Below are 23,976 nucleotides of genomic sequence, written 5' to 3'. Positions count from 1 at the left end.
GGGCGGTGCTGTCCGCGTGCCGACGGCGACACGCCTCATGGCCGACATGCGGGTGCCGGTTGTTCGCGCGCCGCACACCGCGTCCACGCACAAAATGTCGAGCCCGATCCGAACCGGCCGAGGCCCACCCCCGGAGTCGTTGCATTTCAGAACGACCGCCAGGGCGAAGCTATCCAAGCTTCGGCCCTTTTTGTTTTCCACGTCCATTTCCCCTCGAAAGGCAGATCATGAGCGTCGATCATCGTCGTACTCTCGACCAGAGTTGGCTGGCTGACCTGCGAGTGTCCCTGGCGGACGACTTCGCCACCCAGACGGCTCGGCTGCGGGAACTGACCGAGCTCAACGCGGACACCGGCGACCCCGGCGAGGCCCACAACCAGGCCGCGCTGCTGATGGCCACCCGCCAGAACATCGAGCAGATCACCGGGGCGCTGAGCCGGATCAGCGACGGCACCTACGGCGCCTGCCAGAAGTGCCACCAGAGCATCCCGGCCGAGCGGCTCGAGATTCTCCCGCACGCGCGCTTCTGCGTGCCGTGCCAGGAGAAGCAGAACAGGTGACGCCCCGGTGTGGCTGCCGTGCCGCCGACGCGGCAGCCATCCGGGCGTTCGACGGCGAACATCCGCAGCTCACGCTCGGTGAGGTGGCCAGACGGGTCGGGGCGGCCCGAGCCGGTCGGCCGACGCCGATCCACCTCGGCTCAGCGCAGGGCCGCCGCGCTGACGATCGGGGCCGGACGCCGCAGGTACCACTCGGCCACCGCAAGGTTGATCAACCAACCGGCCACCACCAGGCCGGCCCGGAGGTTCCCGTCGGGCTGCTCGCCGGCCGCGAGGAGGTACGGCGCGTGGGTGAACGCCTGGGTGCCGGCACCGAGGCCGATCGCGTAGCCGCGCACCATCCACCTGCGGTGCTGGGTGATGTCCCGGCGAAGCACGGCGGCGAGGCCGAGCAGGATCGAGCCGGCCATGGCCGAGCCGAAAACGAGCCGCATGACGGCGAGCACGTCGTTGTCATGGGCCGGCAGGTCGTACGCGACGGCCATCCACAGACCGGTGAACGCGACAGCCAGCCCGCACGGGACGAGCAGCCGGCCGGCACGGCGGTGCCAGGATCGGCGGCGCAGCCGGGGTACGAACTGGAACGCGCCGAGGATCGTGTAGACCACCGCGCCGACGATGTGCAGCACCACCGGCAGCGGATCGGCGACGAAGCGCGCGTTCGCCGGGGTCACCTCCGGTCCGCTGCCCAACTCGGTGAGCCGCCCCGCGCCGGCCAGCATCGGTATCAGGCCCAGCAGGATCAACGCGGCCGGTAGCCGCCACTCGCGCATCGTCATGCCACCGATGGTGGACGCCGCACCCGCCTCGGCTCATCGGCAGATGGGCCGCGATCGGGTCGGCCCATGGTCGGACGCCGTCGTCGTACTTCCGCCTGTCACCAGTGCCTCCGGCTGCGGTTGGTCTCGTACGCCCACATCGCGACCTCGACCCGGTTACGCACACCCAGCTTGGTCATCAGGCTGGTGACGTGCGACTTGACAGTGCTCAACGTGATGTGGAGCTCGTCGCCGATCTCCTGGTTGGTGCGCCCCCGCGCCACGGCGACCAGGACCTGCTCCTCCCGGTCGGTGAGTGCCTCGACGGGCTGCTTGCGCGGCGCGGCCGGATCCGCGTCGGCGAACGCCTTCAGCAGCCGCGTGGTGACGCTCGGCGCGATCAGCGCGTCCCCGTTGGCGGCTGCGTGCACGGCCTGGCTGAGCAGGTCGGGACCGGCCTCCTTGAGCAGGAAGCCGCGGGCACCGGCCCGCAGTGCCGCGTACACGTACTCGTCGAGGTCGAAGGTCGTGATGACGACAACCGCGAGTGGCTCCGGGACCGTTGGCCCGGCGAGCGCCCGGGTGGCCTCGATGCCGTCCATGCCCGGCATCCGGATGTCGAACAGACACACGTCGGGGCGGAGCCGCCGAGCGAGCCCGACCGCCTGCCGACCGTCGCCGGCCCCACCGACGACCTCGATGCCGGGCTGCGTGTTCAGGATGATGGTGAGCCCGGTGCGGACAATCTCCTGGTCGTCCGCCACCAGCACGCGAACCGTCACGCGCCGGCCCCCTCGCGTGGGAGCACTGCCGTGACGGTCCACCCACGATCCTGATCGGGGCCGGCCTCGCAGGTGCCGCCGAGCAGGTCGGCACGCTCCATCATGCCCACCAGGCCGAAGCCGGGCGAGCCGGTCGGGCGGGCGGCGGCGGCCTCGCCGTCGTCGCTGACCCGCAGGCGCACGGACGTGTCGTCGGCCGCGACGCTGACCTCGATGCGGGTGGCGTGGCGGGCGTGGCGACGAGCGTTGGTGACCGATTCCTGAGCAAGGCGGTAGAGCGCGGAACCGACGGTGGGCGGAAGGTCGTCGAGGTCGCCGCGCAGGTCCACGTCGACGGTCGGCCCGGTGCGGAACCGGCCAGCGAGCCGCTCGATGTCGGCGACCTGCGGGTTGGGCCCCAGGTCGGCGGGCTGGTCGCGGCGCAGGACGCGGACCATCGCGCGCATCTCGGCAAGCGCACGGGACGCCTCCGCCTCGATGGTGCGCAGCGCCTCGACGGCGGCACCCGGCTGGCTCGCCGACGCGGCGATGCCGGCCTGGGCGCGGATCGCCATCGCCGACACGTGGTGGGCCACCGTGTCGTGCAGGTCGCGGGCGAGCCGCTCACGCTCCAGCAGCTTCACCTGATCGAGCTCGCGCAGTCGGGCAGCCGCGCGGAAGCGGATCGCGGCACCCAGCGTGGCGGCGGCGAACATCACGGCGAAGCCGGCGACCAACTCGCCGCCGTCGATCGACCCGACCAGGCCGGCGGCGGTCACCTTGGCCACCACGAAGAACGAACCGATCACGGCATCCCGGCCGGAACCCCAGCGGAACAGCGCGTGGACCAGGAGAACCAGGAAACTCGCCGTGAACAGCTGGCAGGGATCGCCGGGCAGCACGAACGGGGCGACAGTCGTGCAGCCGAACGCGATCACCACCATCGCGAGCGGCTTCGTACGCCGCCACCGGAGCGTGGGCAGCAGCGCGAGCGCGACGACGACGCACCCCACCCGCCACGGCAGATCGGGTCGGAGGATCCCCTCCACCACCATCGCCGACGCCAGGACGGCGATCACCGCCCAGTCACGCCACGCACGGGACGGAGCGGGGGAGACACGCGGCTCGGCCAACACGGCGTGCAGGCGAGGGTGCATGGGCTCATCGTACGAACGGTGGTGCGACTCCAGATCGTCCCAAAGTACGAGTCGGGTGGCCTGATTGCTGGTCGATCACGGGAGCTGGAGTTTGGCGCGGACGGCGGCGGCGTCCGGGTGGTTGAGGGCCGTGAAGATGTCAAGCGCCCGCTGCCAGTCGGCCCGGCCGGAGCTGGGGTCGCCGAGGGCGTGACGGGTGTCGCCGAGCCGGCTGAGGGTGTCCGCCTCGCCCCAGAGGTCGCCGAGGTCGCGGGTCAGTTCGAGCGTCCGCTCGTAGCACTCCACGGCCCGGCCGTACTGGCCGAGGTGGTGGTGTGCGAAGCCGAGGCTGTCCCAGGTGGCGGCCTCCCCGGCACGGTCGTCGAGCTGCTGGAGGAGTTCGAGAGCCTGCTCGCAGTACGCCAACGCCCCGAGGTGCTCACCGAGCTGGGCGTGGCACCAGCCGACCGCGTTGAGCGCGTCGGCCTGCGCCCTGCGATGGCCGGCGGCCTGGGCCAGGACGAGGGTCCGCTTCGAGTGCTCGAGGGCCTTCCGCGGCTCGCCCTGCCGGTCCCACAGTGAGGCGAGGTTCTGGTGCGTACGCGCCTCGCCCTCGACGTCTCCGGCGCGGACGTACAGGTCGAGGGCCATGTCGAGGTGGCCCATCGCGTCGGCGTACCTGTTCACCACGGTGTGGGCGCCGGCGAGGAAACGGTGCGCGACCGCCTGCGCGACCGGGTCGCCGAGACGCTCGGCGGCGAGCAGGGCCGCCCGGCAGGTCTCGACGCGGTCCTGCCAGTGCCCCTGCCGGTCCAGGAACGTGTCGAGGGCCCGCCCCAGCCGCCAGGTGTGCGCGTCGAACCCGGCACCGACGGCCTGGCGGAGCGCGGCGAGCAGGACCGGGTGCTCGGCGGTCAACCAGGCCAACGCCTCCGCGTGGGTGGTGGGCGACTCGGGACGTACACCGGCCGCGGGCGGGCTCATGAGGTGGTCCACCGGGTCGCTGTGTGGGCGCAGCAGTGCGTCGGCGGTGTGGGTGCTGTGGGTGTAGTGGTCGAGAAGCCGGGTTGTGGCGGCCCGGCGGTCCAGCTCGGGGTCGGTGCCGTCGCTGAGTTCGGCGGCGTACGCCCGCAGCAGGTCGTGCGCCGTGAACCGGCCGGGCCGGTACTCGGCGAGCAGGTTCGCGCGGGTCAGCTCGGTCAACGACCGGCGGGCTCCGTCAGGAAGACCCGCCAGGCTCGCCGCTGCGGCCACCGTGATGTCCGGGCCGGGATGCAGGCCCAGCAACCGGAACAGACCGGCCGCCGGCGGGGTGAGCGCTGTGTACGACCAGGAGAACACCGCGCGTACCTCGCCGACCGCGTCACCCGCGTCCAGGACACCGAACCGCTGACCGGCCGTCCCCAGCTCGCTGGCGAGGATGGCCAACGGAAAGCCGGACTGCTGGGCTCTGGCCGCGGCGATGCTCAACGCCAGCGGTAGCCGGGCGCAGGCGGCGATGATCGACTCGGCGGCCTCCGGCTCGGCGGCCACCCGTTCGGCACCGAGCCGATTGGTGAGCAGGTGACTGGCCGCGTCGCGGCTGAGCAGGCCCAGCGGAATCGGGTGCGCGCTGTCGAGGCTGACCAGAGAGGTGAGCTGGTTGCGGCTCGTCACCAGCACCATCGCGGTGGGTGTGCCGGGCAGCAACGGACGGACCTGTTCGGCGTCGCGGGCGTTGTCCAGCACGATGAGGATCCGCTTGCCGGCCAACGCGCTGCGGTACAGGGCCGCCTGGGCGTCGAGGTCGGCGGGCACCCGGGCGGCCGGCACGCCGAGCGCGTCCAGGAAGCCGTGCAGCGCCTTCGCCGCGCTCAGCGCCTGCACCCGCGGGTCGAAGCCGCGCAGGTTGACGTAGAGCTGACCGTCGTCGAACCGGTCGGCGACGCGATGCGCCCAGTGCACGGCCAACGCGGTCTTGCCCACCCCGGCGGTGCCCGAGATCGCGGCGACCACCACGGCGGTGGGCGCGGCGACGAGCTTGTCGAGGAGGGCCAACTCGTCGTCACGGCCGGCGAGACTGGCCACGTCGGCGGGCAACTGCCGGGGCATCATCCGATCGGGTGCGCGCGGCGCGCGGCGGCGGCTCTCCTCGATCCTGTCCCGGGCGGTGGCCAGCGCGCCCTGTTCGGCAGGTGTGGCACCGAGGAGCCGGACCAGCGCGTCGAGCCGGTCGGTGGGCGGCAGAGTCTTCCCGGTGAGGTATTCCGCGATCGCGGTGTGCGACCAGCCCGTGCGGGTGGCCAACTCCCGGTAGGTCAGCTCAGCGTCACCCTGCCGGCGTGCGTGCCTGCGTCGCAACGCCCTCAACAACCCGGCGAGGTCGTCGGACGTTTGCGCTCCCGCAGCATCCAGCGTCCTGCCCCCCACCGCCGACAATCGACGTCCGTCAGTGTACGGCGGTGTACGGAATCCCGGCCAGAGGCCCGGCCAGATCGGCGATCCTGCTCGCGTGCAGAGCGCACTGATCGAACCAGTGGAGGTCATGTGTCCGTACATCTCAAGCCTCTGGTCCTGGCCCTGACCGTGCTCGCGGCGACGCTCACCGTCCCGGCGGCGGCCGCGTCGGCGGCGCCCGACTCGGCCATCTGCAAGACGAAGGCGGCCTGCGCCGACGGGGGCCTGCGCGCGACGTCGTCGGGCAAGTCGGCCCGCACCACCGGCGACATCACTACCAACGCGATCCCGGTGCCCACGCCGCCCGCGTTCCCGCCGGGCACCCCCTGCTACCGCGAGGAGGTCTCCGAGGAGGTCTACGAGACAGCCACCTACACCACCATCTACGAGTTGTACTTCCAGGCGAGCGTCTGCCTGTTCTCCAACGAGATCGTGCTGTACGGCCTGGACACGTCCCTCTCCTTCCCGAACGACGTGCAGGACCCTCGACTGACCTCGATGCAGTTCGTCGTGCGCGACCAGGTCGTCAGCTACAGCCCGACCGAGAAGGACGGCTACTCCGAGCTGTGGGTGACCTTCTGCCCCGACCCGGCGCAGCCGAGCACCTGTCAGCGGTACCTGCACCGGCTGGGTCTCATGTTCAACCCCGCCTGGGTCTACCCGTTCTCGGTGTTCCAGCGGCTGAGCTGACGGTGCGGGCGGTCTTCCTCCGATGATTGATCAGGGTGTCCTGGGGCGCCCTGATCACCCGTGGCGGCATCGGTTGCCAGCCGATCTCCGCGGCGTTACGTTGGGGCATCATCGACGAACGTCTACGTCCAAACGTACGGGGGCCCGCATGTCGACGCCTGTCACTCGTCGCACCGTTCTGGCCGGTGGGGCCGGTGCCGCCATCGGCCTGGCCCTGCCCGGCGCCGCCGCCCACGCCGGTGGTCACCACGGCACCAGCGTGAGCTTCACCCTCGACGCGAGAACCCTCGACGGCGGTGAGCAGGTCACCTCGGTCACCCTCGACACCGGCCGGCTCGGGTCGATCGACCCGGCCGGCCTGACCCCCGGCACGTTCACCGTGCACGCCAAGGCCACCAGCCCGATCCCGATCGCTCCCGGCGACCAGATCTTCAGCGAGTACGACCTGGACCGCACGGTGACCGCGGCCCGGCTCGACCGGCACGGGAACATCGTGCTGGAGCTGAGCCACGCCGAAGGCCAACCCGGCGGCGGCACCCTCGGCTACATCCTGAGCAGGGGCCGCAACGTCAGACTGGACCTCGTCTACACCATCACGCAGAACACCCCGATCGTCAGGCGTCACGGCTCGCCGGTCACCATCACGCGCTTCGTGCAGGCCGGGCTGTCGAACCCCGAGGTGGACGCTTTCAGCTACCACGTCTCGGGCTCGGGCCTGAAGTACCGGCTGTACTCTCCCGACCACTCGCCCCAGCGCGGTCGCCGGCCGCTGATCGTCTGGCTGCACGGCGGCGGCGAGGGCGCCTCGCTGCCCGACGACTACTACGACAATGAGACCACCCTGCGCGCCAACCGCGGAGCGCTCGGCTTCGCCACTGCGCAGGCTCAGCGGATCTTCTCCGGCGCGTACGTGGTCGCTCCGCAGAGCACCTCCTACTGGATGGAGGACGGCCCCCGGTTCGCCCCGCTGATCCGCGAGATCGTTCAGGACCTCGTACGTCGCAAGCGTGTCGATCCGGATCGGATCTACGTGGTCGGTTGCAGCAACGGTGGCTACATGTCCCTGGAGATGACCTCGACCTACCCCGACCTGTTCGCCGCGTCGGTGCCGATCTGCGGCGTCGTCGAGCCGCTCGGCGGGGAGGGCCCGCCGCTGATCACCGACGCGGAGCTGGCGGGGATCCGGACCCCGACCTGGCTGGTCACCTCGCTCGACGACGACACAGTGCCGCCCGAGACCAACACCATCCACGCCCACGACCTCATCCCCGGGTCGCTGATCAGCCTGTACGACCATGTCGTCTGGAACGGCTACCAGTTCCCCGGCCACTGGTCCTGGATCTACGTGGCCCGCAACGACCCGAGCGTCAACGGCACGCACATCTGGCAGTGGATGGCCCGCCGCCGTCGGTGATCCGCCGTCCACGGTCACCCGAGCGAGCCACACCGCAACGGCCGCCGGGAATCACTGCTTGCGGCGTAGCTCGCGCAACACGCCGTGTCGGCGCACCGCCCACGCGAGGCGTCGGACCCGCGGGTGCCACACGAACAGCACCGCCGCCCGCCGGATCAGGCCGAACCGGTTGTCGCTCATCTGGTTCTCGACCGCCTGCCAGATCAGCTCGCGCACCCTGGCGCTGGCCAGCACCGCCCGCACCTCACGGCGCACCGCCGGGTCCTCGGCCGCCGACGCGATGGCGGCAGCCTGACCCGGCCGGTCCGCGAGCGGCTCCACCGCCGCAGCGACGAGCGGCCGACGGACCTCGTCCTGCTCCAGCAGCAACAGCACCGCTTCGCGAATCTCGACCTCGTCCAGGCCGGACCGCAGCAGACTCAGCAGGCTGCGCTCCACCTCGTGGTGATGGCCCGGGACGGACAGCGTGGCCAGCAGCCCCGCGATCTCCTCGAGATCGACGACGTGTCGCACCCCGGTGCGGAACTCCGGCAGCTCCCACGCAACCTGCAGAGCCTTGACGAGATTGCGATTCATGGACCATCGGCTACCCGGAAGCGCCAACCGGCGAAACCCCGCGACCGGTCCGGCCCGCCGCGGCAGCCACGATGCCGGCCGGGAGCGGCCGCCCGGATTCGGGCGGCCGCTCCTCAGCGGGTCAACACCACGTCAGCGTCGAATTGACCCGCGTGACGTTGCTGATCGTGTTGTTCGCCCCACCGCAGGGGCTCTGGGTGATGTTGGTGCCGCTGACGGTCAGATTCTGGAACCGGATGCCGGAGGAGATCGGGAACTCGCTCCGTGCCGCGATCCTCACCTCGCCACCGCCCGTCACCGTCCCGGACACCCCGGCGATCACGACGTTGTAGCAGTTCTCCACCAGGATCGAGTTGTTCCCCGTGTTCGAGATCGTCACCCGGTCGATGACCGCGCCACCGGACTCGGACACGCAGAAGATCCCCCGACCACCGCCGGACGCGATCACGGTTCCGACCCGGATGTTCGTCGGATAGGAGCTGCCCACCCGGCCGTTGCGGTTGGCCATCCGGAACGCCGCGTACCCGGTCCCGGCCCCGGCGTTCTGCGCGTCGACAGTGCCGACCGTGGCGTTGATGGTGTCGTTGAGCAGCAGGCCGGAATCCCGGGTGTTCCGGGCCGTGACCGTGCCGATGGTCAGACCGTCCACGCCGTACGTCTCCACCCCGTGTGTGCCGGTGCCCGACACGTACACGTTGTCGATGCGGATGTTGCGCACCTTGACCGCGCGATCTCCACCGTGGTTGTCGATCCGTACGCCCAGACCGGCCGAGAGGCGCATGTCGATCTGACCGAGGGTCAGGTTGTTCACGTTGCGCATGAAGATCCCGTACAGCGGCGAACCGGTCAGCGTGAGGTTCTGCACCTCGACGTCGGTGGTTCCCCGCGAGTACACAGGTGCCTGGTCGCCCGAGCCCGACCCGGTCACGTTGATCGTGCCGCACACCGCCAGTGTCGTGTACGACGGCAGCGACAAGCGGGAGCCCGCGCTCATCGAGCCGGAACCGCGAACCACCACCCGCTGCTTCGCCGTACGACCTGCCGAGAGCGAGTTGACCGCCGCCTGCATCGCCGACAGCATGTCCGAACCCGAGTAGACAGTCGACGAGCCGTTACGGGCCGTCCAGGTGCTCCCGCTCAGTACCGCCTCGGCGTTGCTCGAACCGCTGCCACAGCCGGTACTCCCGCCGCCTGTCGGGACCAACTGCCACTGCTGGTTCGCGCCGTTGACATCGGCGTACTGACTGATCCGGCCGCCGTCGGCGGTGGACCGCTCCCAGACCTCAAGTGCCTTCGCCGAGTGGCGGTTGATCAGCCGGACGTAGCCGCTGTCGGAGTCGAGGACCTGGAACTGCTGGTTGGCGCCGTTGAGATCGGACCACTGGCGGAAGTCAGCGCCGTCGGCGGTGTTCCACTCCCAGAGGTCCACGACCTTGCCGCTGTGCCGTGCCTTGAGTCGGTAGTAGCCACTGCCGGAGGAGACGAACTGGAACTGTTGCCACGCGCCATCGTTACGCGACCACTGCTGGATCACGGCGCCGTCCGCCGTGGAGGTGTCCCGGACGTCGAGGACCTTGCCGCTGTGCCGGTTGACCAGGACGTAGGAGGCGTTGGTGTCGATGGTCGCCGCCGCTGCCGGCGGTGCGCCGACCAGAACGGCGCCGACCGCACCGACCAGGACGGCGATCATGGCGAGCACCAGGCCCGTCCGCCGGCCGCTGGACGGTCTTGTCTCGATGGTGAAGGGCATCGCTCCTCCTGGCTGGATCGGCTGGCTCCGGGCGAGCCTGAACGGGTGTCGAGGACCGCGACGCCTCGACCTGCGGGCGGCTATTCCAGGTGGAAGGTGGCCGAGGCGCGGTCGGCGTTCGAACTGACCGCCTCCACGTAGAGCAGCCCGTCGCGGTGGCGTATGTGTCGGCCCGGGAAGTTCTGCGACTCCAGGGAGATCCCGGCGCTGTCGGCGAGGCCGGACTGGCGACGGAAGCTCGCATCGCCGCTGAAGAGGGCCGAGCCGTCGTTCTTCTCGACGTACAGGGCGTAGCCCCGGTGGCGCAGGTAGTACCCGGGGAAGTTTGTCGACTCCAGCGACACCGATCCGCCACCGGCGAGGCCGCTGACGATGCGGAACTGGGAGTCGGCCAGGTTCGTCACGTTCGGCTCGATCCGCGCCCGGTAGTCGTAGTGCCGGATGTAGCTGCTGGCCTGGTCATGTGACCGCAGCCGAACCGGTGTGGCCCCGTCGGGCACCGGGATGCCGAAGTTCGGGGTGCCGTCGGCGTTCCAGTACACCTTCTGCAGCCTGGTGCGTCGGTTCGGGTCGTTGAGCGGATCGCCGGTGATGTCGCGGTAGTTCCGGTCGTGGTAGACGAGGATGTCGCTCTGCCCGTCCTCCGAGACGGTGAACGAGTTGTGGCCGGGGCCGTACTGGCTGGTGGCCGCGTTGCTGGCGAACACCGGGTTGGGGCTCTTGCTCCAGGAGGCGGCGTCGAGCAGGTTCGCGGTGGCGGAGGCGCTCAGCATCCCGAGGCAGTAGTTGGCGTCCGTGGCGCTTGCCGAGTAGGTCAGGAAGATCCGGCCGTTGCGTTGGATGACCGCCGGCCCCTCGGCGACCCGGTAACCACGTGTCTCCCAGTCGTACGTCGGCACGACGAGCCGGGTCACGGTGCCGGTGATCTGCCATGGATTGGCACCCATGCGGGCGAGGTAGACGTTGGAGTTGTTGGGCGTGCTCGGCTCCTGCTGCGCCCAGGTCAGATAGCGCACCCCGTTGGCGACGAAGGTCGAGGCGTCCAGGCTGAAGGTGTCCCAGGGTGTCGTGATCCGGCCGCGTTCGGTCCACGAACCGGTCAGCGGGTTGGCGTTGGCGTTCTCCAGTACGTACATCCGGATCCGCCAGACGTCGTCGGTCCGGCCTGCGGCGAAGTAGACGTACCACCGGTTGTTGATGAAGTGAATCTCTGGTGCCCAGATGTGGGCGCCCATCTCTCCGCTGGTGTGGCGGCTCCAGATCGTCGTCTCCGCCGCTGTTGCCAACCCCTGCAGGGTGGTCGCCCGTCGCAGCACGATCCGGTCGTACTGCGGCACCGTCGCGGTCAGGTAGTAGTAGCCGTCGGTGTGCCGGAAGATGTGCGGGTCGGCCCGCTGGTTCGCCAACGGGTTGGTGTAGTTGACGGCCGGTGCGGCGTGCGCCGGCCCGGCCCCGGGAAGGCCGGCCGACACTGCGAGCAGCACCAACACCGCGGCCAGCACCGATCGCAGACGCCGCGGGCCACCACGGCCGGCAGGCCCCCGGCGGACGGCTCGGCGGGTGATCGGTTCGGTAGAAGCGAATGGCAGCGGCATCTGTCCTCCGCGAGGTTGGGAACGGCCATTGACCAGCACCTGTAACACCGCCGCGATGCCGTAGCCGACCCGGTCGACGCGACGCGGCGACGTCGGGCAGGACCGGGGGACGGGCGCGAAGAGCCGGGAATGTGACGGTGGCGTTGCATCCAGGTGGCCGGGTTAATGTTGGCGTTAACATCGATACCTGTCAAGGCGTGATGGTCGCCCACCTGGTCTGCACGGCAGCAGCGGCCATTCGCGTACCTGGAGGTAGTGTCCTCGGCGTGCTGCGACGGTGGATTCTGGCGATCCTGGTGACGGTGTGCGGCGTGCTGGTGGCGGTGGCGCAACTGCGTGCCGGTCTGCCCGCCAACGGCGGCGTCGAGTTGTTGGTCTTCCTGGCGTTGGCGCTGCTGCTGTCGCCGTGGGCCTTCCCCCGCTCGGTGAGCGCCGCCGAAGCGCGGCGGGCCAGCGCGTCGGACGGCCGGCCGATCGTGTACTGGCGTCCCGGCTGTCGGTACTGCCTACAGCTCCGGTTCTCCCTCGGCCGGCTGGCCAGGCGGGCGCACTGGGTGGACATCTGGCGCGACCCGGCCGCCGCTGCCGCCGTCCGCGCGGTAGCCGGCGGCAACGAGACAGTGCCAACGGTCGTGCTCGGCGAGGAGGCTGTCGTGAACCCCGACCGGGCCTGGTTCCGCGAGCGGCTCCGCTCGAGCTGACCCGGCGACACCCCTACCTCACCGGGTCGCCGGCGCGGTACACGGCGAGCGGGCGGCGCAGCACCGTGATGTCGCTCGTCGGATCGCCGTCCACGATCAGCAGGTCGGCGCGCAGCCTCCCTCGCCAGAGCGATGTCTCCTCCCCCTGCCGGGTTGGCGGCCTGCCCAATCAGGCTGGAGGGTCGGCGCCTGCAGGGTGGGTCGGGGATGTCACCCGCCGCGGTCGCGTTTTCGCCAATCCTCCCGGGGGATACCGACGCGGCCCGACTTGCCGCGCTACACGGCTGACGACAGGAGGACGGTCATGGCGTTGGCCAACCCGGCACCCGACTACTTCGAGCCCGAGGACGGCATGTTCCTCGCGACACTGCTGATCGTTCGCGATCTGGCGCGGTCGCGGGAGTACTACGAGCGGGTGTTCGGGGCGACCTGCGTCCACGAGAGCAGCTCGCTGATCATGAAGTTCTTCAACAGTTACATCATCATCAACGTCGAGGGTGGTCCGACGGACGACAAGCCGACGGTGCAGGCCACGGCGCCCGCGGACTCCAACACCCTGAGCTGCGCGATGAACATCCGGGTCCGGGACATTCGAAAACTCTACGAGGAGTGGAAGTCCCGGGGCGCGGACTTCCTCACCGAGCCGAAGGACCACGGAACGGAGATTCGCTGCTACCTGCGCGACCCGGACGGGTATCTGGTCGAGGTGGGCCAGGGCCTCTGATCGTCGGGCCGGCCGAGCGACGGCGGTGATGCCGCCTTCCTGGCATCATGCTGGTCCATGGATCATCAGGGACAGTTTGCCCGCGCCGCGCTCAAGTTGGGCATCCCGGACGACGAGATCAGCAGGTTCACCGAGCACCTGCGCTTGTCGATCCGGTTGAGCGGGGGTTCCGGTGGTGCCCCGGTCGGGCAGTTCGGTGGGTTGCCCCGACTGCCGGTGGGCGTGGACTGGCCGAGCGCCGGAGCCGGTCCGTTGCCGTTCGTCTTCTCCGTCGACTGTGCGGCGCTACCGGGAGTCGACGGCTTCGGCCTGCCGGCGGACGGCTCGCTGCTCTTCTTCCTGAACCACGAGGAGGACCACCTGGCCGGTGGGAGCGGGGAACGGAGGTACGCCCGAGTCGTGTACGTACCGGCCGGCACCGCTACCGAGGTCGCGGCGGAACCCACCAACCCCGAGGTCGTCGGCGAGCAGTACGACGTCTTCGCCACGCTCGCCGCGGAGCTGCCCCCGTGGATCGTGACGCGTGACGACGAGGACGAAGACGAGGACGACCTGTCACCCTTCCAGCAGCAGTTGGCCCGCGACCTGGAGCGTGACCTGCCGCACCTGGACGAGCTCCGCGCGTTGGCCGACGACCTCTGGCCATCCTTTGAAGGGCTCGCCAGCGCCGACATCGGCGGATATGCCGACGACGAGGTGATCAGGAGTATCGCGGAGCAGACCCTTGCCGGCCGCGAGAAGGCCGGCGAGATCGTCATCCCGGTGGCGCAGTGGTATTCCCAGGTGGAGCGGGAGCAGCACCGGCTGACGAGCGAGTGGGTGTCGCTCGCCCGCTACTCCCTTGCCGACGAGTTCTACTACGGCAGTTTCGTGATTCGCCACGACGACCTGGCCGCCGGTCGGCTGGACCAGGCGCTCTCGGTGACCGAGTTCAGTGAGTAGAGCGCCGCAGGCAGCGCATCCGCGCTGCCTGCGGTCGTCAGTCGATCAAGGGGCGGGATACCCTGACCTGCGGTGCCTCGATACTGCGTGACCAGAGGAGTCGATGCTGACATGACGGCAGGACGACCGATGCCGACCCAGGACGACGTGCTCGGGTACTTCGACACGCTGTCCAACTGGGGGCGGTGGGGCGACGACGACGAACGCGGGACGCTGAACCACATCACCGACGACGTCCGGCTGGCGGCGGCGCGAGCGGTGCGTCACGGCCGGAGCGTGTCCTGCGCCTGGGAGGTTGCCGCACCGGGGGACATGGAGCGGTCGACAACTGCGTGCCCGTGCACCGCCGACATGCCGGGTGCCGAGAACATGCCGCCCGCCTTCCACGCCGACCGGCGCTGGGGCTTCTCGTCTGAGCGGCTCGGCATCTCGTTCCACGGCAACACCCTCACCCACCTTGACTCGCCGTGCCACATCTTCTGGGACGGCACGATGTACAACGGCCGGTCGCACTCGCTCGTCGACGCCGATACGGGCTCGGCGTGGGCGGCGGTCACGGCGGCCGCGAGCGGGATCGTCACGCGTGGGGTCCTGCTGGACGTCGCGGGGGCCCGCGATGTGCCGTGGTTGGAGCCGGGGGAGGGTGTGGTCCCCGACGATCTCGAGGAGGCCGAGCGTCGCCAGGGTGTGCAGGTGCGACCCGGCGACGCGGTGCTCCTGCGGACCGGCTATGGCCGCTTCCGGCACGAGAACGGTGCGGCCAGCGGTTTCACACAGGCCGGCTGGCATGCGTCCTGCCTGCCGTGGCTGCATGAACGGGGGGTCGCGCTGATCGGCGCTGACACTCCCCAGGACGTCCAGCCGTCCGGGTACGACGACGTGTTGATGCCGGTCCACGCCGTGAGCCTTGTCGCGATGGGTCTGTGGATGCTCGACAACTGCGACCTGGAGGCGTGCGCGACGACCGCCACCGAGCTGGGCCAGTGGGACTTTCACCTGGCGGTCGCGCCGGTCCGCTTCGCCGGCACGTCCGGCAGCCCGGTGAACCCGATCGCCACCTTCTGATCGTCCGACGTCGGTGCGGCATAATGGCATGACAGATTGAAGGATGTGGATTCCCGGCAGGATTGCCGGCCGTGGTGCGATGCGGTCGGAGCAACCGAGCCGGGCCGGTAGCCGCAGCCTGGTGCCGGGTCAGGTTCCGAGGGGGCCACCACCATGACCATGCCACGTCGGGGACGCGTACCCGCCCGGGTCCGCCCGATCCTCGCCGCCACCGTGTCCGTCCTCGTCGCGGGGGTCCTCGCCGCCGGCCCGGCCAACGCCGCCGATCCGCCGCACCGGCTCGCCAACCCCTACGTCGGAGCCCAGGTCTACGTCAATCCCGAGTGGGTCGATCGCGCCGCCGCGGAGCCCGGCGGCGACGCGGTCGCCGGCCAGCCGACAGCGGTCTGGCTGGACCGCATCGCCAGGATCGAGGGCGACGGCGAAAAGATGGGTCTGCGCGAGCACCTGGACGCCGCCGTGGCGCAGAACGCCGACCTCGTCCAGGTGACCCTGTACAACCTGCCGGCCCGAGACTGCGGCCGACGGGCACCGCAGGGCGAGCTGTCCATCGAGGACATCGATCGGTACCGGACCGAGTTCATCGACCCGATCGTCGAGATCCTGGCCGCGCCGGACTACGCCGACCTGCGGATCGTCGCCTTCGTCGAGCCGAACTCGCTGCCCGACCTTGTCGTCAACACCGGCAACCGGTACGCCGCCACCCCGGCCTGCGACGAGGCGCTGGCACGCGGCACCTACCAGCACGGGATCGGGTACGCCCTGGCCCGGCTCGGAACCCTGTCCAACGTCTACTCGTACCTGGACATCAGTCACCACGCCGAAGTCGGCTGGCCGGAGGACTCCGGTCCCCTGACGGCGCTGCTGTCGCAGACCGCGACCACCGCCGGAAGCACGGTGGACGACGTCCACGGCTTCGTGGCCAACACCGCCAACTACTCCGTCCTGCACGAGGAGTACTTCCGCGCCGACGATGTCATCAACGGCCAGCCGGTGTTCCAGTCCCGGTGGGTCGACTGGAACCCGTTCATCGACGAGGTGCCCTACGCCCGACACCTGCGGGGACTCTTGACCGAGGCGGGCTTCTCCCCGGACGCCGGTGTGGTCATCGATACCTCACGCAACGGCTGGGGCGGCCCGAACCGACCCGCCGGCCCGGCAACCTCGGGCGACCTGAACCGGTACGTCGACGGCAGCCGGATCGACCGGCGGGCGACGATCGGCAACTGGTGCAACCAGCGGGGCGCCGGCCTCGGCCCCCGTCCAGTCGCCGAGCCGGAACCAGGCATCGACGCATACGTCTGGGTCAAGCCGCCCGGCGAGTCCGACGGCATCAGTGGCAGCCCGAACGCCGGCCAGCCGTACGAGCCGATGTGCGACCCGTACTACCTGCCGCCTCGCGGTTCCGCGTACGACACCGGCGCGACACCGGGCGCTCCGCCGCTCGGAGAGTGGTTCCCGGCGCACTTCCGTCAGTTGCTGGCCAACGCCTGGCCGCCGCTGTGACCGCGAGACGACGACCGAGCAAACCATCGTGTGGGGGCGGCGCTATGCGGTGGGGCGGACCGTGGCCGCGCGCCGGCGGTAGTCGGCGGCCACGGCGATGACGAGCGGGCCCCACGCGAGAATCGGGGCGTAGTAACGGAACACCTCCCAGCCGGGAGGCGGATGCGCCGGTTCGTCGCCGCCGATCCCCACCCAACCGCTCTGCACCAGGTGGAACCTCTGGTTCAGGAGGAAGTACGCGCAGATGGCGACGAGCGACCAGCCACCGATCAGCGCGACGTGCACGACGGGACGCGCCGGGACGGGACGGCCCCCGATGCGGGGCACCCAGTGCGGAACTCGCTGCCCCCACCTGTGCACCAGCCCGAGTGTCAACAGCGCCAGTCCCATCGACACGATGGACAAGAAGATCATGTACCACCGTGTGACGGCATTGTCGGTGAACACCAAGGTCAGTCGCCACAGCGCGGACGGCAGGACGCAGAGCGGGACGGCGTAGGCGGCCCAGACCGCCCAGGGTGCCGGAGCGGCGGTCCCGACGCGGGCAGAGTCAGTGCGGCTCATGAGTGCTCCGATCCTGGGAGGCGGGTCATGGAGGTTCCGGCCGAGGTGGCGAGGGCGTAGCCGGTGGTGGTGACGGCCAACGACACTCCCCAGCCGAGGAACACCAGCAGCGTGGCGGTGACGGCCCATCCGTCCCACACCTCGGACCAGCGCGTGTCACCAGTGAGCAGTTCGCCGACGAGCACCGCGATGCTCAGCACGCCGTAGGTGACGAGCGTGAGCGCCACCACGCCGGCCGGGATCACCGCCAGCCGTCGGGGGACCTGGCGACCGTGTAGTCCCGGCACCCAGCGCGGGAACTGCTGCCCCCACCGCTGCACCAGCCCGAGAACGAGCAGGCCGGCGAGCGGCGGGACGAGCGTGATCGCCACCCCCGTAGCCGTGGAGAGGCTCCGCTGGATGTCGTTCAGTTCCCGCTCGGAGATGCCGACCGGAACACCGAGCACCCACAGCCCGTGGGGGACGGCCCAGCCGACCAGGGGCAGCGCGACGGCGACGTACGCCCAGCGGCGCGTCCACCGCGGGACCGGCCGGTAGCCGACGGCCGCCGGTCCACTCTGGGGCCCGGATGCGTTCGCGAGCCCGGCGAACAGGACGCCACCGGCGACCAGCGCGAGCCGGGCTCCGAGGTCACGCCAGTCCGAGGGCCGCCCCGCCAGCGCCGCCGGGATCTCGAAGACCAGGTGCAGCGGGAACGCGACCACCAGGAGCAGCGCGGCAGCGGCCCAGCTACCGGATCTCGCCCAGCTGCCGTTGAACCGGACCGTGCACCCGAGCACCATCGCGAGGGCGACGCCTACTCCCACCGCTCCCCACCCGGACCAGAACGGCAGCGCCACGACCTGGTCCGCGCCGCACCCGCCGGCCGGATCGACCAGATCGGTGCGATCGCAGGCGGTGTACCCCCACCGGCCACCCGCGATCCAGTAGAGCCGCTGAGCCACAGCAGCGACGACGAACACGGCACACGCCAGCGCCCACGGTCTGGCACGGGTCGGTACTTCAACGACAGCCATGGACCAACGATCGCCGGCTGCGGACGAGTCATCCTCCCCGACGGAAGGGGAAGTGCTCCCTCCGTCGGGGGACCGGGTGCGGGCGGTGCCTGACCGGCCGCCCGCACCCGACCGGCTCGGCTCAGCGGGACGGTGCCGGGGTCGCCCGGTTCAGCGCGGGCGGGCGGACCGGCGACGCCTTCTCCAGGTAGCGCCAGAGCGCGTCACCGCCGTTGTACAGGCTGCGGTCCTGCTTGCGCGCGTCGAACAGCGCCGTGAAGCCGGGCGTCGCGTTCTTGGCGAAGAAGTTGTTCGCCAGGGTCGCGATCCGGTACGTCGACGTGAGCCGCAACGGTTTCCCGCCGATCCGTACGCTGCCGGGGTCGACCCGGTCGCCGACCGGCCTGGACGGGTCGTAGCGGTACCGGACGTTGTCCGACACCGCCATCTGCCGGTACGTCACCGTGCCGTCCGAGGCCTGCTGCCACTGACTCTCCAGCAGTTGGTCGAGCTGCGCGCCGGTGACGTCGCCGCGGACCAGCCCCACCCCGATACCGCTGTCGTAGACGGTGCCCAGCGCAAGCTCGGAGAAGAGCACCCGACCCGGGGCGTCGGCCGGGTTGGCCGGGTCCGCGGCGTACCGGACGTCCCGGCGCAGGATGCCGGGCATCGCGACCGCCAGGTCGGCATTGCCGTCCCGGTTCGCGGCCCAGAGGAACGCATCGGCGGTGACGTTGTACATGCTCGACTCGGCACTGTCGCCCGGTGCCCGGGTCAGGTCGGCGGTCACCCGCGCGACCGGCAGGTTCGACCGCTTCGCCAGCTCGGCTCGCCAGTAGGTGGCGATCCGCAGAGTCTCCGGGTCCGGGGTCACGTCCTGGGTGTTGGCGTGGTTGACCGAGGTCGTCCGGTCCCGCAGCACCTCGCCGGTACGCCTGTCGAGCTGGAGGTTGATCTCGTTGAACAACCGGCCGTGGTTGGCCGCCTCCACCAGCGGACGCGGGTTGCCGGCCGGGTCGGGAAGCATGCAGTTCACCAGGGCGTGCCAGTGCCCGGTCACGATCGCGTCGACGTCCGGGCTGATCCGGGAGTTGGCGTCGACCATCGGGCCGGACGGGTTGACACACTCGTCGTACCCGGCCCCGGACTGCTGGGAGAAGCCCTCGTGGATGACCGCCACGATGGCCCGGACGCCCTGCCGGCGCAGCACTGCCGCGTACTTGTTGACCGTGTCCGCCTCGTCGAGGAAGTCGAACCCCTTCGGGGTGTAGGACATCTGCTCCTCGGACATCAGCTTGGTGGTGGCGTGCACGAAGCCGATCGGCAGCCGACCGCCGTGCCCGTCGCTGACGTACTCGACGTGGTACGGCGGCAGCTTCGGCTTGCCGCTGCGGTCGTCCACCAGGCTGCCGGAGTAGTAGTCGTAGTCCGCGCCGTGGAACCGCTGGCCGGTGGAGTCGGTGAAGCAGATGTCGTTGTCGGGCCGCCACCGGCAGGTGCCATCGTCCATGTGCCGGAGGAACTCGTAGCCCCGATCCATCTCGTGGTTGCCGACCGTGGAGAAGTCCAGACCGATCGAGTTCAGGTACTCGATCGTCGGCTCGTTCCAGAACCACCCGGTCTCGTTCGGCCAGCCGCTGAAGTCGTCCCCGGCCGAGAAGAGGATCGAGTTCCGCTGGCCGGCCTGACGCTGCTTGAGATGCGTCGTCAGGTAGGCGCCGCCGCCGACCTGGCGGGCCGGCTCACCGGCTCGGGCGCCGGGCACGGTCGTGGTGTAGTCGCCGAAGTAGCCGTGCAGGTCCGTGATGGACAACAGTTGTACCGGGACCGGCGTACCCGGACGGGCCTCGGCCGGCGAGGCCGAGGCGGCCGTCGTGGCTGCCCCACCGGCCAGCAGTAGGCCGGTGGCCACCGCGGCGACCAGGGCGGACCGGCCACGCCGGAGCAATCGAGCGCTGTCGCGCATGTGTCGGGCCTCCAAGGATGCTGAGGGTTGGTTCGCCCGGACAGCCTCTGCCTAGTTGATCAACACGGCGTGAACGGCGACGGTCGCCTCAAGGAATGCTCAAATTCGATCGACGTGAGCCACTGAAGCTGCGAACGCACATACGCTCACCGGACCGGTCCGCCGGCAATCACCCGTCGTAAGCAGAAGGAGGGGGAATGCGGCGTACACAACGGCGCATCGCGCTTCTCGCGCTGTCCACCCTGGTGGGTAGCATCGTCGTGACGACCGGCCCCGCGGGAGCGGATCCCACCGGGTCGTCAGCCGCCGCCAACCGATCCCAGCTTGAGGATCGTGAGCAGGTACGCCTCGTACCGATCAGGCTGACCGGTGCCGACATGCTGGACAAGGTGTCCGCGGCCGGCTTCGACCTGGAACACGGCCTCCGTCGCGTGCCGAACGGCATCGAGGGCGAGGCGGTGGTGACCGCCGAGCAGGTCGCCGAACTCACGGCGATGGGCGTCGAGGTGCTCGGCGACGACGCCGGCTTCGCCTGGAGCGACGAGGCCGACGGCGGCATTGGCATCGGCGCGGCCAGCGCGCGGGCGGCCCAGCCGTCGAACCACGAGGCGACGGTACGCGTCGTCCGCGCCGACTGGTTCACCACCAAGGGGCAGGGCTTCCTCTACGTCGAGGCGCGGACCACCGAGGGGCAGCAGGCGGACCCGATCGTCGGAATGCAGGTGGAGAACGACTCGGGGAGGGGCACGCCGTTCGGCTTCGCCCGGACGATGAGCCGGTTCGTCGACTCCGGGCAGTACATGTTCCACCGGAACCTGTTCAAGCTCGACGTACGCCCCAACAAGATCCAGGTGACGAGTTCGACGGGTGGCGTCGCGACCGGGGTCGTCTCCAACTGGTTGGAGGACGCCCCGCCGCCGCTGACGGCTAACCCGTCCTACAAGTCGGACTTCGTGGACGGCTACCGGCACCCGCAGCAGCTCTACAGCCGGGCCAAGGAGATCGCCCGCCAGTACCCGGACATCGCCGAGATCGTCTACCTGCCGAACCAGACGAACGGGTACCAGCGCAGGGCGCAGGCCCAGATCGGTGGTACGGGGCAGGCTGCGGTCGTCGTCACCTCGGCGGCGTGGGGTCACGAGGGTGGCAACGACATCACTGTGGACTTCGTGGACCGGCCCGACCCGGACCTCCCGCTCGCGGTGGAGGTCACCGGCAAGGCGGTCCGTGTCCTGCTCGGCACCGACGCCTCCGGTGCGCCGGCGAGCACGGCCGTCGAGGTCGCCGAGGCGCTGCGGACCCGGTCCGCGGGCCTCATCGAGCGGGCGCACCCGTACCGCACCAACGAGGGGACCGGAATCGTCGCGCCGACTGCTGGGCCGGTCGCGTTGACCGACTTCCTCGACCAGAAGCGTGTCGGCGCGCCGGCCGGTGAGGTGCCGCGAGGCCCGGTCACGATCCCGGTCCTGCGGATCGGCAAGCACCGTGACGGGAAGAAGCCAGGCGTCCTGATTCAGGCGCAGGACCACGCCCGGGAGTGGGTGCCGGCGACGACGAGCCTGGAGTCCGCCGAACGTCTGGTGCACAACTACCGGTCCGACCGGGAGACGAAGAAGATCGTCGAGAACACCGACGTCTTCTTCATCCTGTCGAACAACCCCGACGGGGCGAACTACAGCTTCTACAACTTCGCCTCCCAGCGCCGGAACATGACCAACCACTGCCCGGACGCGAACGCCGATCCGGGTCGACGCAACTCCTGGGGCGTGGACCTGAACCGGAACTACCGGGTGGGGTCGGGCCACGACGGCTACGCGGGCGCGTCGACGAGTTGCGTCAGCGACACCTACCAGGGGCCGGAGGAGCTGTCCGAGCCGGAGTCGAAGAACATCATCTGGCTTGTCGAGAAGTACAAGAACATCAAGTTCATGATGTCGGTGCACTCCAACGGCGGTCAGCTCTTCTGGCAGCCCGGCGCCTACATCGCGGACGGCCGGATCACCACGCCGCGTCCGCCGTTGGGTGACGAGGCGTTCTACTGGCAGTCCGCCGCCCGGATCCTGTCGCAGGTCAAGGCGCACCGCGAGACAGTCGTCACGCCGGAGAACGTCGGCGGCTCGTCCGACGTCCTCTACTCCTCGGCGGGCAACGTACGCGAGGACCTGTACCACACGTACGGGATCTACGCGTTCGGCTGGGAGGTCGGCGGCTCCGTCTACAACCCGGCGACCGGCGACTGGCAGGGCGGTTCGTTCCAACCGGAGTGGGCGGGGAACCCCGAGCTCGTCAGTGGTCACGCCGAGACGATGGAGTACGCCAACGGGATCATGGAGATGTTCCGGGTCGCGGCGGACTGGGGCAGGGACAACAAGAACCCGACGTCCCAGCTTGTTCCCGGCGCGGGGCGCTACACCAGGCCCGTTGACGTGCACTTCGAGACGAGCGAGCCGGCCATCATCTACTACACGACCGACGGCAGCCGGCCCACGCTCGAGTCGCCCCGCTACGCGGCGACCGAGTTCCGTGAGCCGGGGCAGGTGTTCCACGTGACCGAGACGACGACGTTCAACTGGTTCTCGGTCGACAGCGCCGGCAACATCGAGAAGAACTACGACCCGACGAAGAACGACAGGCGAAACAACTACCGCACCGCCACCATCAGGATCGCCAAGAGGTAGCGCGGCTTCGCCAGTCGTTGCCCCGTCGGCGCGGTCCACCCGCACCGACGGGGCAATTGTCGTGTGCCGTCAGTTCCCGGACGAAAAGGCCGGGTCGGTCAGCCCCGTCGACCTGCCCACAACGGGCTGTCCACGTAGTGGTTGTCGAAGCGGTCCTGGGTCTCGCCGACGTCCTGCCAGGTGGCCCTGCCCTGGTGCACCCTGTCGAGCAGTCGGTAGTAGTCGAAGCGGGGTTTGCCGGGGGTGATCACGACGAGGAAGTCGGCGTCCTGGCCGGCGGCGGGGGCGAAGGCGTGCGGGGTGTTCGGCGGGACGAAGAGTACGTCGCCCTTGTGCAGGGTGTGCAGCTCGTCGTCCACGAGCATCTCGAGGGCGCCGTCGAGCACGAAGAACAACTCTCCGGACTGGGTGTGCAGGTGCGGCGGCGCACCGTCGGTCCCCTGCTTGAGCAGGGTGCGGTTGCTGGTCAGGGCGCCGCCGGTGTGCTCGGGGTCGAGGAGCAGCGTGATCACGCTGGCCGGGTCGCTGTCGAGAACCTCGGCCTGGGATGCACGTACCACAGTCATTGTCGGCTCCTTCGTCGTCCGTCGATTCCTAGACACTAAGTGTCCAGAATCGGTCGGCACCAGCGATCATGACCGGCGTCACAAATCCTGGACATGTAGAGTCCAGGACCATGCGGATGAGTCAGGGCGTCGAGTGGGCCCTCCACACGTGCCTCAACCTGAGCTGGCTGGACGCCCCGGTGCCAACCAGCACCCTCGCGGCGTTCTACGAGCTGCCGTCGGCGTACCTGAACAAGCAGCTCCAGGCCCTGGTCCGAGCCGGGATCCTGACGTCGACCTCGGGGCCGCGCGGGGGCTTCCAGCTCGCCCGGGCACCGGCGGCGATCTCCCTCCTGGACATCGTGGCCGCGATCGAGGGCCCGGAGGAGCTGTTCCAGTGCGACCAGATCCTCAGGAGGGGGCCGGGCGAGCACGCGGGCGTCGACTATCGACAGTCCTGCGTGTTCGCCCAGGCCATGCGCGGCGCCGACCTGGCCTGGCGGCGGGAACTGGCCGGCAAGACCGTGGCTGACGTCCGAGCCGACGTCGAGCGCGGGCACCCCGACGCGCCAGCCAACACCCGGGCCAGGATCGTCGAACTGCGCTGACTCGCG

At 70.0% G+C, this 23,976-nt stretch carries 22 protein-coding genes; 10 read left to right on the top strand and 12 right to left on the bottom strand.

Going from position 1 to position 23,976, the window contains the following annotated elements; translation table 11 throughout:
• Positions 1-227 precede the first annotated feature (227 nt).
• Positions 228-560, top strand: a complete 333-nt coding sequence (locus ACQP0U_RS19865) for a TraR/DksA family transcriptional regulator (RefSeq protein WP_433309166.1) — start codon at positions 228-230, stop codon at positions 558-560.
• Between the two features lie 140 nt (positions 561-700).
• On the opposite strand, the gene ACQP0U_RS19860 is transcribed toward ACQP0U_RS19865, so the two are convergent.
• The 4 genes from ACQP0U_RS19860 to ACQP0U_RS19845 form a co-directional block, all read right to left on the bottom strand.
• Positions 701-1,339, bottom strand: coding sequence for a DUF2306 domain-containing protein (locus ACQP0U_RS19860; protein ID WP_433309164.1), 639 nt, complete (start codon positions 1,337-1,339; stop codon positions 701-703).
• Positions 1,340-1,437: 98 nt separating this feature from the next.
• A complete protein-coding gene (locus ACQP0U_RS19855; RefSeq protein WP_433309162.1) occupies positions 1,438-2,100 on the bottom strand; it encodes a response regulator in 663 nt (220 codons plus the stop codon).
• Positions 2,097-3,236: a sensor histidine kinase gene (locus tag ACQP0U_RS19850; RefSeq protein ID WP_433309160.1), complete on the bottom strand. Its 1,140-nt coding sequence runs from the start codon at positions 3,234-3,236 to the stop codon at positions 2,097-2,099. The genes ACQP0U_RS19855 and ACQP0U_RS19850 overlap by 4 nt, the downstream gene beginning before the upstream one ends.
• Positions 3,237-3,311: 75 nt before the next feature.
• Positions 3,312-5,555 (bottom strand): ATP-binding protein, encoded by a 2,244-nt coding sequence (locus ACQP0U_RS19845; protein ID WP_433309158.1) that lies wholly within the window; start codon positions 5,553-5,555, stop codon positions 3,312-3,314.
• A 186-nt stretch (positions 5,556-5,741) separates the two neighbouring features.
• Between ACQP0U_RS19845 and ACQP0U_RS19840 the strand changes: the two genes are divergently transcribed.
• Positions 5,742-6,341, top strand: coding sequence for a hypothetical protein (locus tag ACQP0U_RS19840; protein WP_433309156.1), 600 nt, complete (start codon positions 5,742-5,744; stop codon positions 6,339-6,341).
• A 148-nt stretch (positions 6,342-6,489) separates the two neighbouring features.
• Complete coding sequence (locus ACQP0U_RS19835; RefSeq protein ID WP_433309154.1) at positions 6,490-7,755, top strand: prolyl oligopeptidase family serine peptidase; 1,266 nt, start codon at positions 6,490-6,492, stop codon at positions 7,753-7,755.
• Between the two features lie 51 nt (positions 7,756-7,806).
• Here ACQP0U_RS19835 and ACQP0U_RS19830 read toward each other — a convergent pair whose 3' ends face one another.
• The 3 genes from ACQP0U_RS19830 to ACQP0U_RS19820 all read right to left on the bottom strand — a co-directional run bounded on the left by ACQP0U_RS19830 (position 7,807) and on the right by ACQP0U_RS19820 (position 11,676).
• Complete coding sequence (locus ACQP0U_RS19830) at positions 7,807-8,331, bottom strand: hypothetical protein (RefSeq protein ID WP_433309153.1); 525 nt, start codon at positions 8,329-8,331, stop codon at positions 7,807-7,809.
• 121 nt (positions 8,332-8,452) lie between these two features.
• Positions 8,453-10,081 carry an RICIN domain-containing protein gene (locus ACQP0U_RS19825; protein WP_433309151.1) on the bottom strand — a complete coding sequence of 543 codons (1,629 nt, stop codon included), beginning with the start codon at positions 10,079-10,081 and terminating at the stop codon, positions 8,453-8,455.
• Positions 10,082-10,161: 80 nt separating this feature from the next.
• Positions 10,162-11,676 (bottom strand): family 43 glycosylhydrolase, encoded by a 1,515-nt coding sequence (locus tag ACQP0U_RS19820; protein ID WP_433309149.1) that lies wholly within the window; start codon positions 11,674-11,676, stop codon positions 10,162-10,164.
• Positions 11,677-11,942: 266 nt separating this feature from the next.
• On the opposite strand from ACQP0U_RS19820, the gene ACQP0U_RS19815 reads away from it, so the two are divergent.
• Positions 11,943-12,377: a glutaredoxin domain-containing protein gene (locus tag ACQP0U_RS19815; protein ID WP_433309147.1), complete on the top strand. Its 435-nt coding sequence runs from the start codon at positions 11,943-11,945 to the stop codon at positions 12,375-12,377.
• A gap of 13 nt (positions 12,378-12,390) precedes the next feature.
• Here ACQP0U_RS19815 and ACQP0U_RS19810 read toward each other — a convergent pair whose 3' ends face one another.
• On the bottom strand, positions 12,391-12,546 hold the full coding sequence (locus tag ACQP0U_RS19810; protein WP_433309145.1) for a hypothetical protein: 156 nt from the start codon (positions 12,544-12,546) through the stop codon (positions 12,391-12,393).
• A 135-nt stretch (positions 12,547-12,681) separates the two neighbouring features.
• Between ACQP0U_RS19810 and ACQP0U_RS19805 the strand changes: the two genes are divergently transcribed.
• The 4 genes from ACQP0U_RS19805 to ACQP0U_RS19790 all read left to right on the top strand — a co-directional run bounded on the left by ACQP0U_RS19805 (position 12,682) and on the right by ACQP0U_RS19790 (position 16,614).
• Complete coding sequence (locus ACQP0U_RS19805; protein ID WP_433309143.1) at positions 12,682-13,101, top strand: VOC family protein; 420 nt, start codon at positions 12,682-12,684, stop codon at positions 13,099-13,101.
• 57 nt (positions 13,102-13,158) lie between these two features.
• The gene (locus ACQP0U_RS19800) at positions 13,159-14,043 is read left to right on the top strand and encodes a DUF1963 domain-containing protein (protein WP_433309142.1); all 885 of its coding nucleotides are present in this window, start codon (positions 13,159-13,161) and stop codon (positions 14,041-14,043) included.
• A gap of 111 nt (positions 14,044-14,154) precedes the next feature.
• A complete protein-coding gene (locus ACQP0U_RS19795) occupies positions 14,155-15,108 on the top strand; it encodes a cyclase family protein (RefSeq protein ID WP_433309141.1) in 954 nt (317 codons plus the stop codon).
• Positions 15,109-15,261: 153 nt separating this feature from the next.
• Complete coding sequence (locus ACQP0U_RS19790; RefSeq protein WP_433309139.1) at positions 15,262-16,614, top strand: glycoside hydrolase family 6 protein; 1,353 nt, start codon at positions 15,262-15,264, stop codon at positions 16,612-16,614.
• Positions 16,615-16,656: 42 nt separating this feature from the next.
• On the opposite strand, the gene ACQP0U_RS19785 is transcribed toward ACQP0U_RS19790, so the two are convergent.
• The 3 genes from ACQP0U_RS19785 to ACQP0U_RS19775 all read right to left on the bottom strand — a co-directional run bounded on the left by ACQP0U_RS19785 (position 16,657) and on the right by ACQP0U_RS19775 (position 20,139).
• Positions 16,657-17,178, bottom strand: coding sequence for a hypothetical protein (locus ACQP0U_RS19785; protein ID WP_433309137.1), 522 nt, complete (start codon positions 17,176-17,178; stop codon positions 16,657-16,659).
• On the bottom strand, positions 17,175-18,194 hold the full coding sequence (locus tag ACQP0U_RS19780) for a hypothetical protein (RefSeq protein WP_433309135.1): 1,020 nt from the start codon (positions 18,192-18,194) through the stop codon (positions 17,175-17,177). Before ACQP0U_RS19780 ends, ACQP0U_RS19785 begins: the two co-directional genes overlap by 4 nt.
• A 121-nt stretch (positions 18,195-18,315) precedes the next feature.
• The gene (locus tag ACQP0U_RS19775; RefSeq protein ID WP_433309133.1) at positions 18,316-20,139 is read right to left on the bottom strand and encodes a bifunctional metallophosphatase/5'-nucleotidase; all 1,824 of its coding nucleotides are present in this window, start codon (positions 20,137-20,139) and stop codon (positions 18,316-18,318) included.
• Positions 20,140-20,336: 197 nt separating this feature from the next.
• Between ACQP0U_RS19775 and ACQP0U_RS19770 the strand changes: the two genes are divergently transcribed.
• On the top strand, positions 20,337-22,817 hold the full coding sequence (locus ACQP0U_RS19770; RefSeq protein WP_433309132.1) for a M14 family metallopeptidase: 2,481 nt from the start codon (positions 20,337-20,339) through the stop codon (positions 22,815-22,817).
• Between the two features lie 98 nt (positions 22,818-22,915).
• Here ACQP0U_RS19770 and ACQP0U_RS19765 read toward each other — a convergent pair whose 3' ends face one another.
• Positions 22,916-23,383 carry a cupin domain-containing protein gene (locus tag ACQP0U_RS19765; protein WP_433309130.1) on the bottom strand — a complete coding sequence of 156 codons (468 nt, stop codon included), beginning with the start codon at positions 23,381-23,383 and terminating at the stop codon, positions 22,916-22,918.
• A gap of 110 nt (positions 23,384-23,493) precedes the next feature.
• Here ACQP0U_RS19765 and ACQP0U_RS19760 point away from each other — a divergent pair, with 110 nt between their 5' ends.
• The gene (locus tag ACQP0U_RS19760) at positions 23,494-23,970 is read left to right on the top strand and encodes an RrF2 family transcriptional regulator (protein ID WP_433309128.1); all 477 of its coding nucleotides are present in this window, start codon (positions 23,494-23,496) and stop codon (positions 23,968-23,970) included.
• The last annotated feature ends 6 nt before the right edge of the window (positions 23,971-23,976 follow it).

Source organism: Micromonospora sp. CA-269861 (assembly GCF_050948505.1).
GTDB lineage: Bacteria > Actinomycetota > Actinomycetes > Mycobacteriales > Micromonosporaceae > Micromonospora.
This window is presented reverse-complemented; position numbering and strand designations above follow the sequence as displayed.

Bases quoted from the DNA above. Each gene is read 5' to 3' on its own strand.
- ACQP0U_RS19865 (WP_433309166.1), top strand. From the start codon at position 228: ATGAGCGTCGATCATCGTCGTACTCTCGACCAGAGTTGGCTGGCTGAC.
- ACQP0U_RS19860 (WP_433309164.1), bottom strand. From the start codon at position 1,339: ATGACGATGCGCGAGTGGCGGCTACCGGCCGCGTTGATCCTGCTGGGC.
- ACQP0U_RS19850 (WP_433309160.1), bottom strand. From the start codon at position 3,236: ATGCACCCTCGCCTGCACGCCGTGTTGGCCGAGCCGCGTGTCTCCCCC.
- ACQP0U_RS19835 (WP_433309154.1), top strand. From the start codon at position 6,490: ATGTCGACGCCTGTCACTCGTCGCACCGTTCTGGCCGGTGGGGCCGGT.
- ACQP0U_RS19830 (WP_433309153.1), bottom strand. From the start codon at position 8,331: ATGAATCGCAATCTCGTCAAGGCTCTGCAGGTTGCGTGGGAGCTGCCG.
- ACQP0U_RS19825 (WP_433309151.1), bottom strand. From the start codon at position 10,081: ATGCCCTTCACCATCGAGACAAGACCGTCCAGCGGCCGGCGGACGGGC.
- ACQP0U_RS19820 (WP_433309149.1), bottom strand. From the start codon at position 11,676: ATGCCGCTGCCATTCGCTTCTACCGAACCGATCACCCGCCGAGCCGTC.
- ACQP0U_RS19805 (WP_433309143.1), top strand. From the start codon at position 12,682: ATGGCGTTGGCCAACCCGGCACCCGACTACTTCGAGCCCGAGGACGGC.
- ACQP0U_RS19800 (WP_433309142.1), top strand. From the start codon at position 13,159: ATGGATCATCAGGGACAGTTTGCCCGCGCCGCGCTCAAGTTGGGCATC.
- ACQP0U_RS19795 (WP_433309141.1), top strand. From the start codon at position 14,155: ATGACGGCAGGACGACCGATGCCGACCCAGGACGACGTGCTCGGGTAC.
- ACQP0U_RS19790 (WP_433309139.1), top strand. From the start codon at position 15,262: ATGACCATGCCACGTCGGGGACGCGTACCCGCCCGGGTCCGCCCGATC.
- ACQP0U_RS19785 (WP_433309137.1), bottom strand. From the start codon at position 17,178: ATGAGCCGCACTGACTCTGCCCGCGTCGGGACCGCCGCTCCGGCACCC.
- ACQP0U_RS19780 (WP_433309135.1), bottom strand. From the start codon at position 18,194: ATGGCTGTCGTTGAAGTACCGACCCGTGCCAGACCGTGGGCGCTGGCG.
- ACQP0U_RS19775 (WP_433309133.1), bottom strand. From the start codon at position 20,139: ATGCGCGACAGCGCTCGATTGCTCCGGCGTGGCCGGTCCGCCCTGGTC.
- ACQP0U_RS19770 (WP_433309132.1), top strand. From the start codon at position 20,337: ATGCGGCGTACACAACGGCGCATCGCGCTTCTCGCGCTGTCCACCCTG.
- ACQP0U_RS19765 (WP_433309130.1), bottom strand. From the start codon at position 23,383: ATGACTGTGGTACGTGCATCCCAGGCCGAGGTTCTCGACAGCGACCCG.
- ACQP0U_RS19760 (WP_433309128.1), top strand. From the start codon at position 23,494: ATGCGGATGAGTCAGGGCGTCGAGTGGGCCCTCCACACGTGCCTCAAC.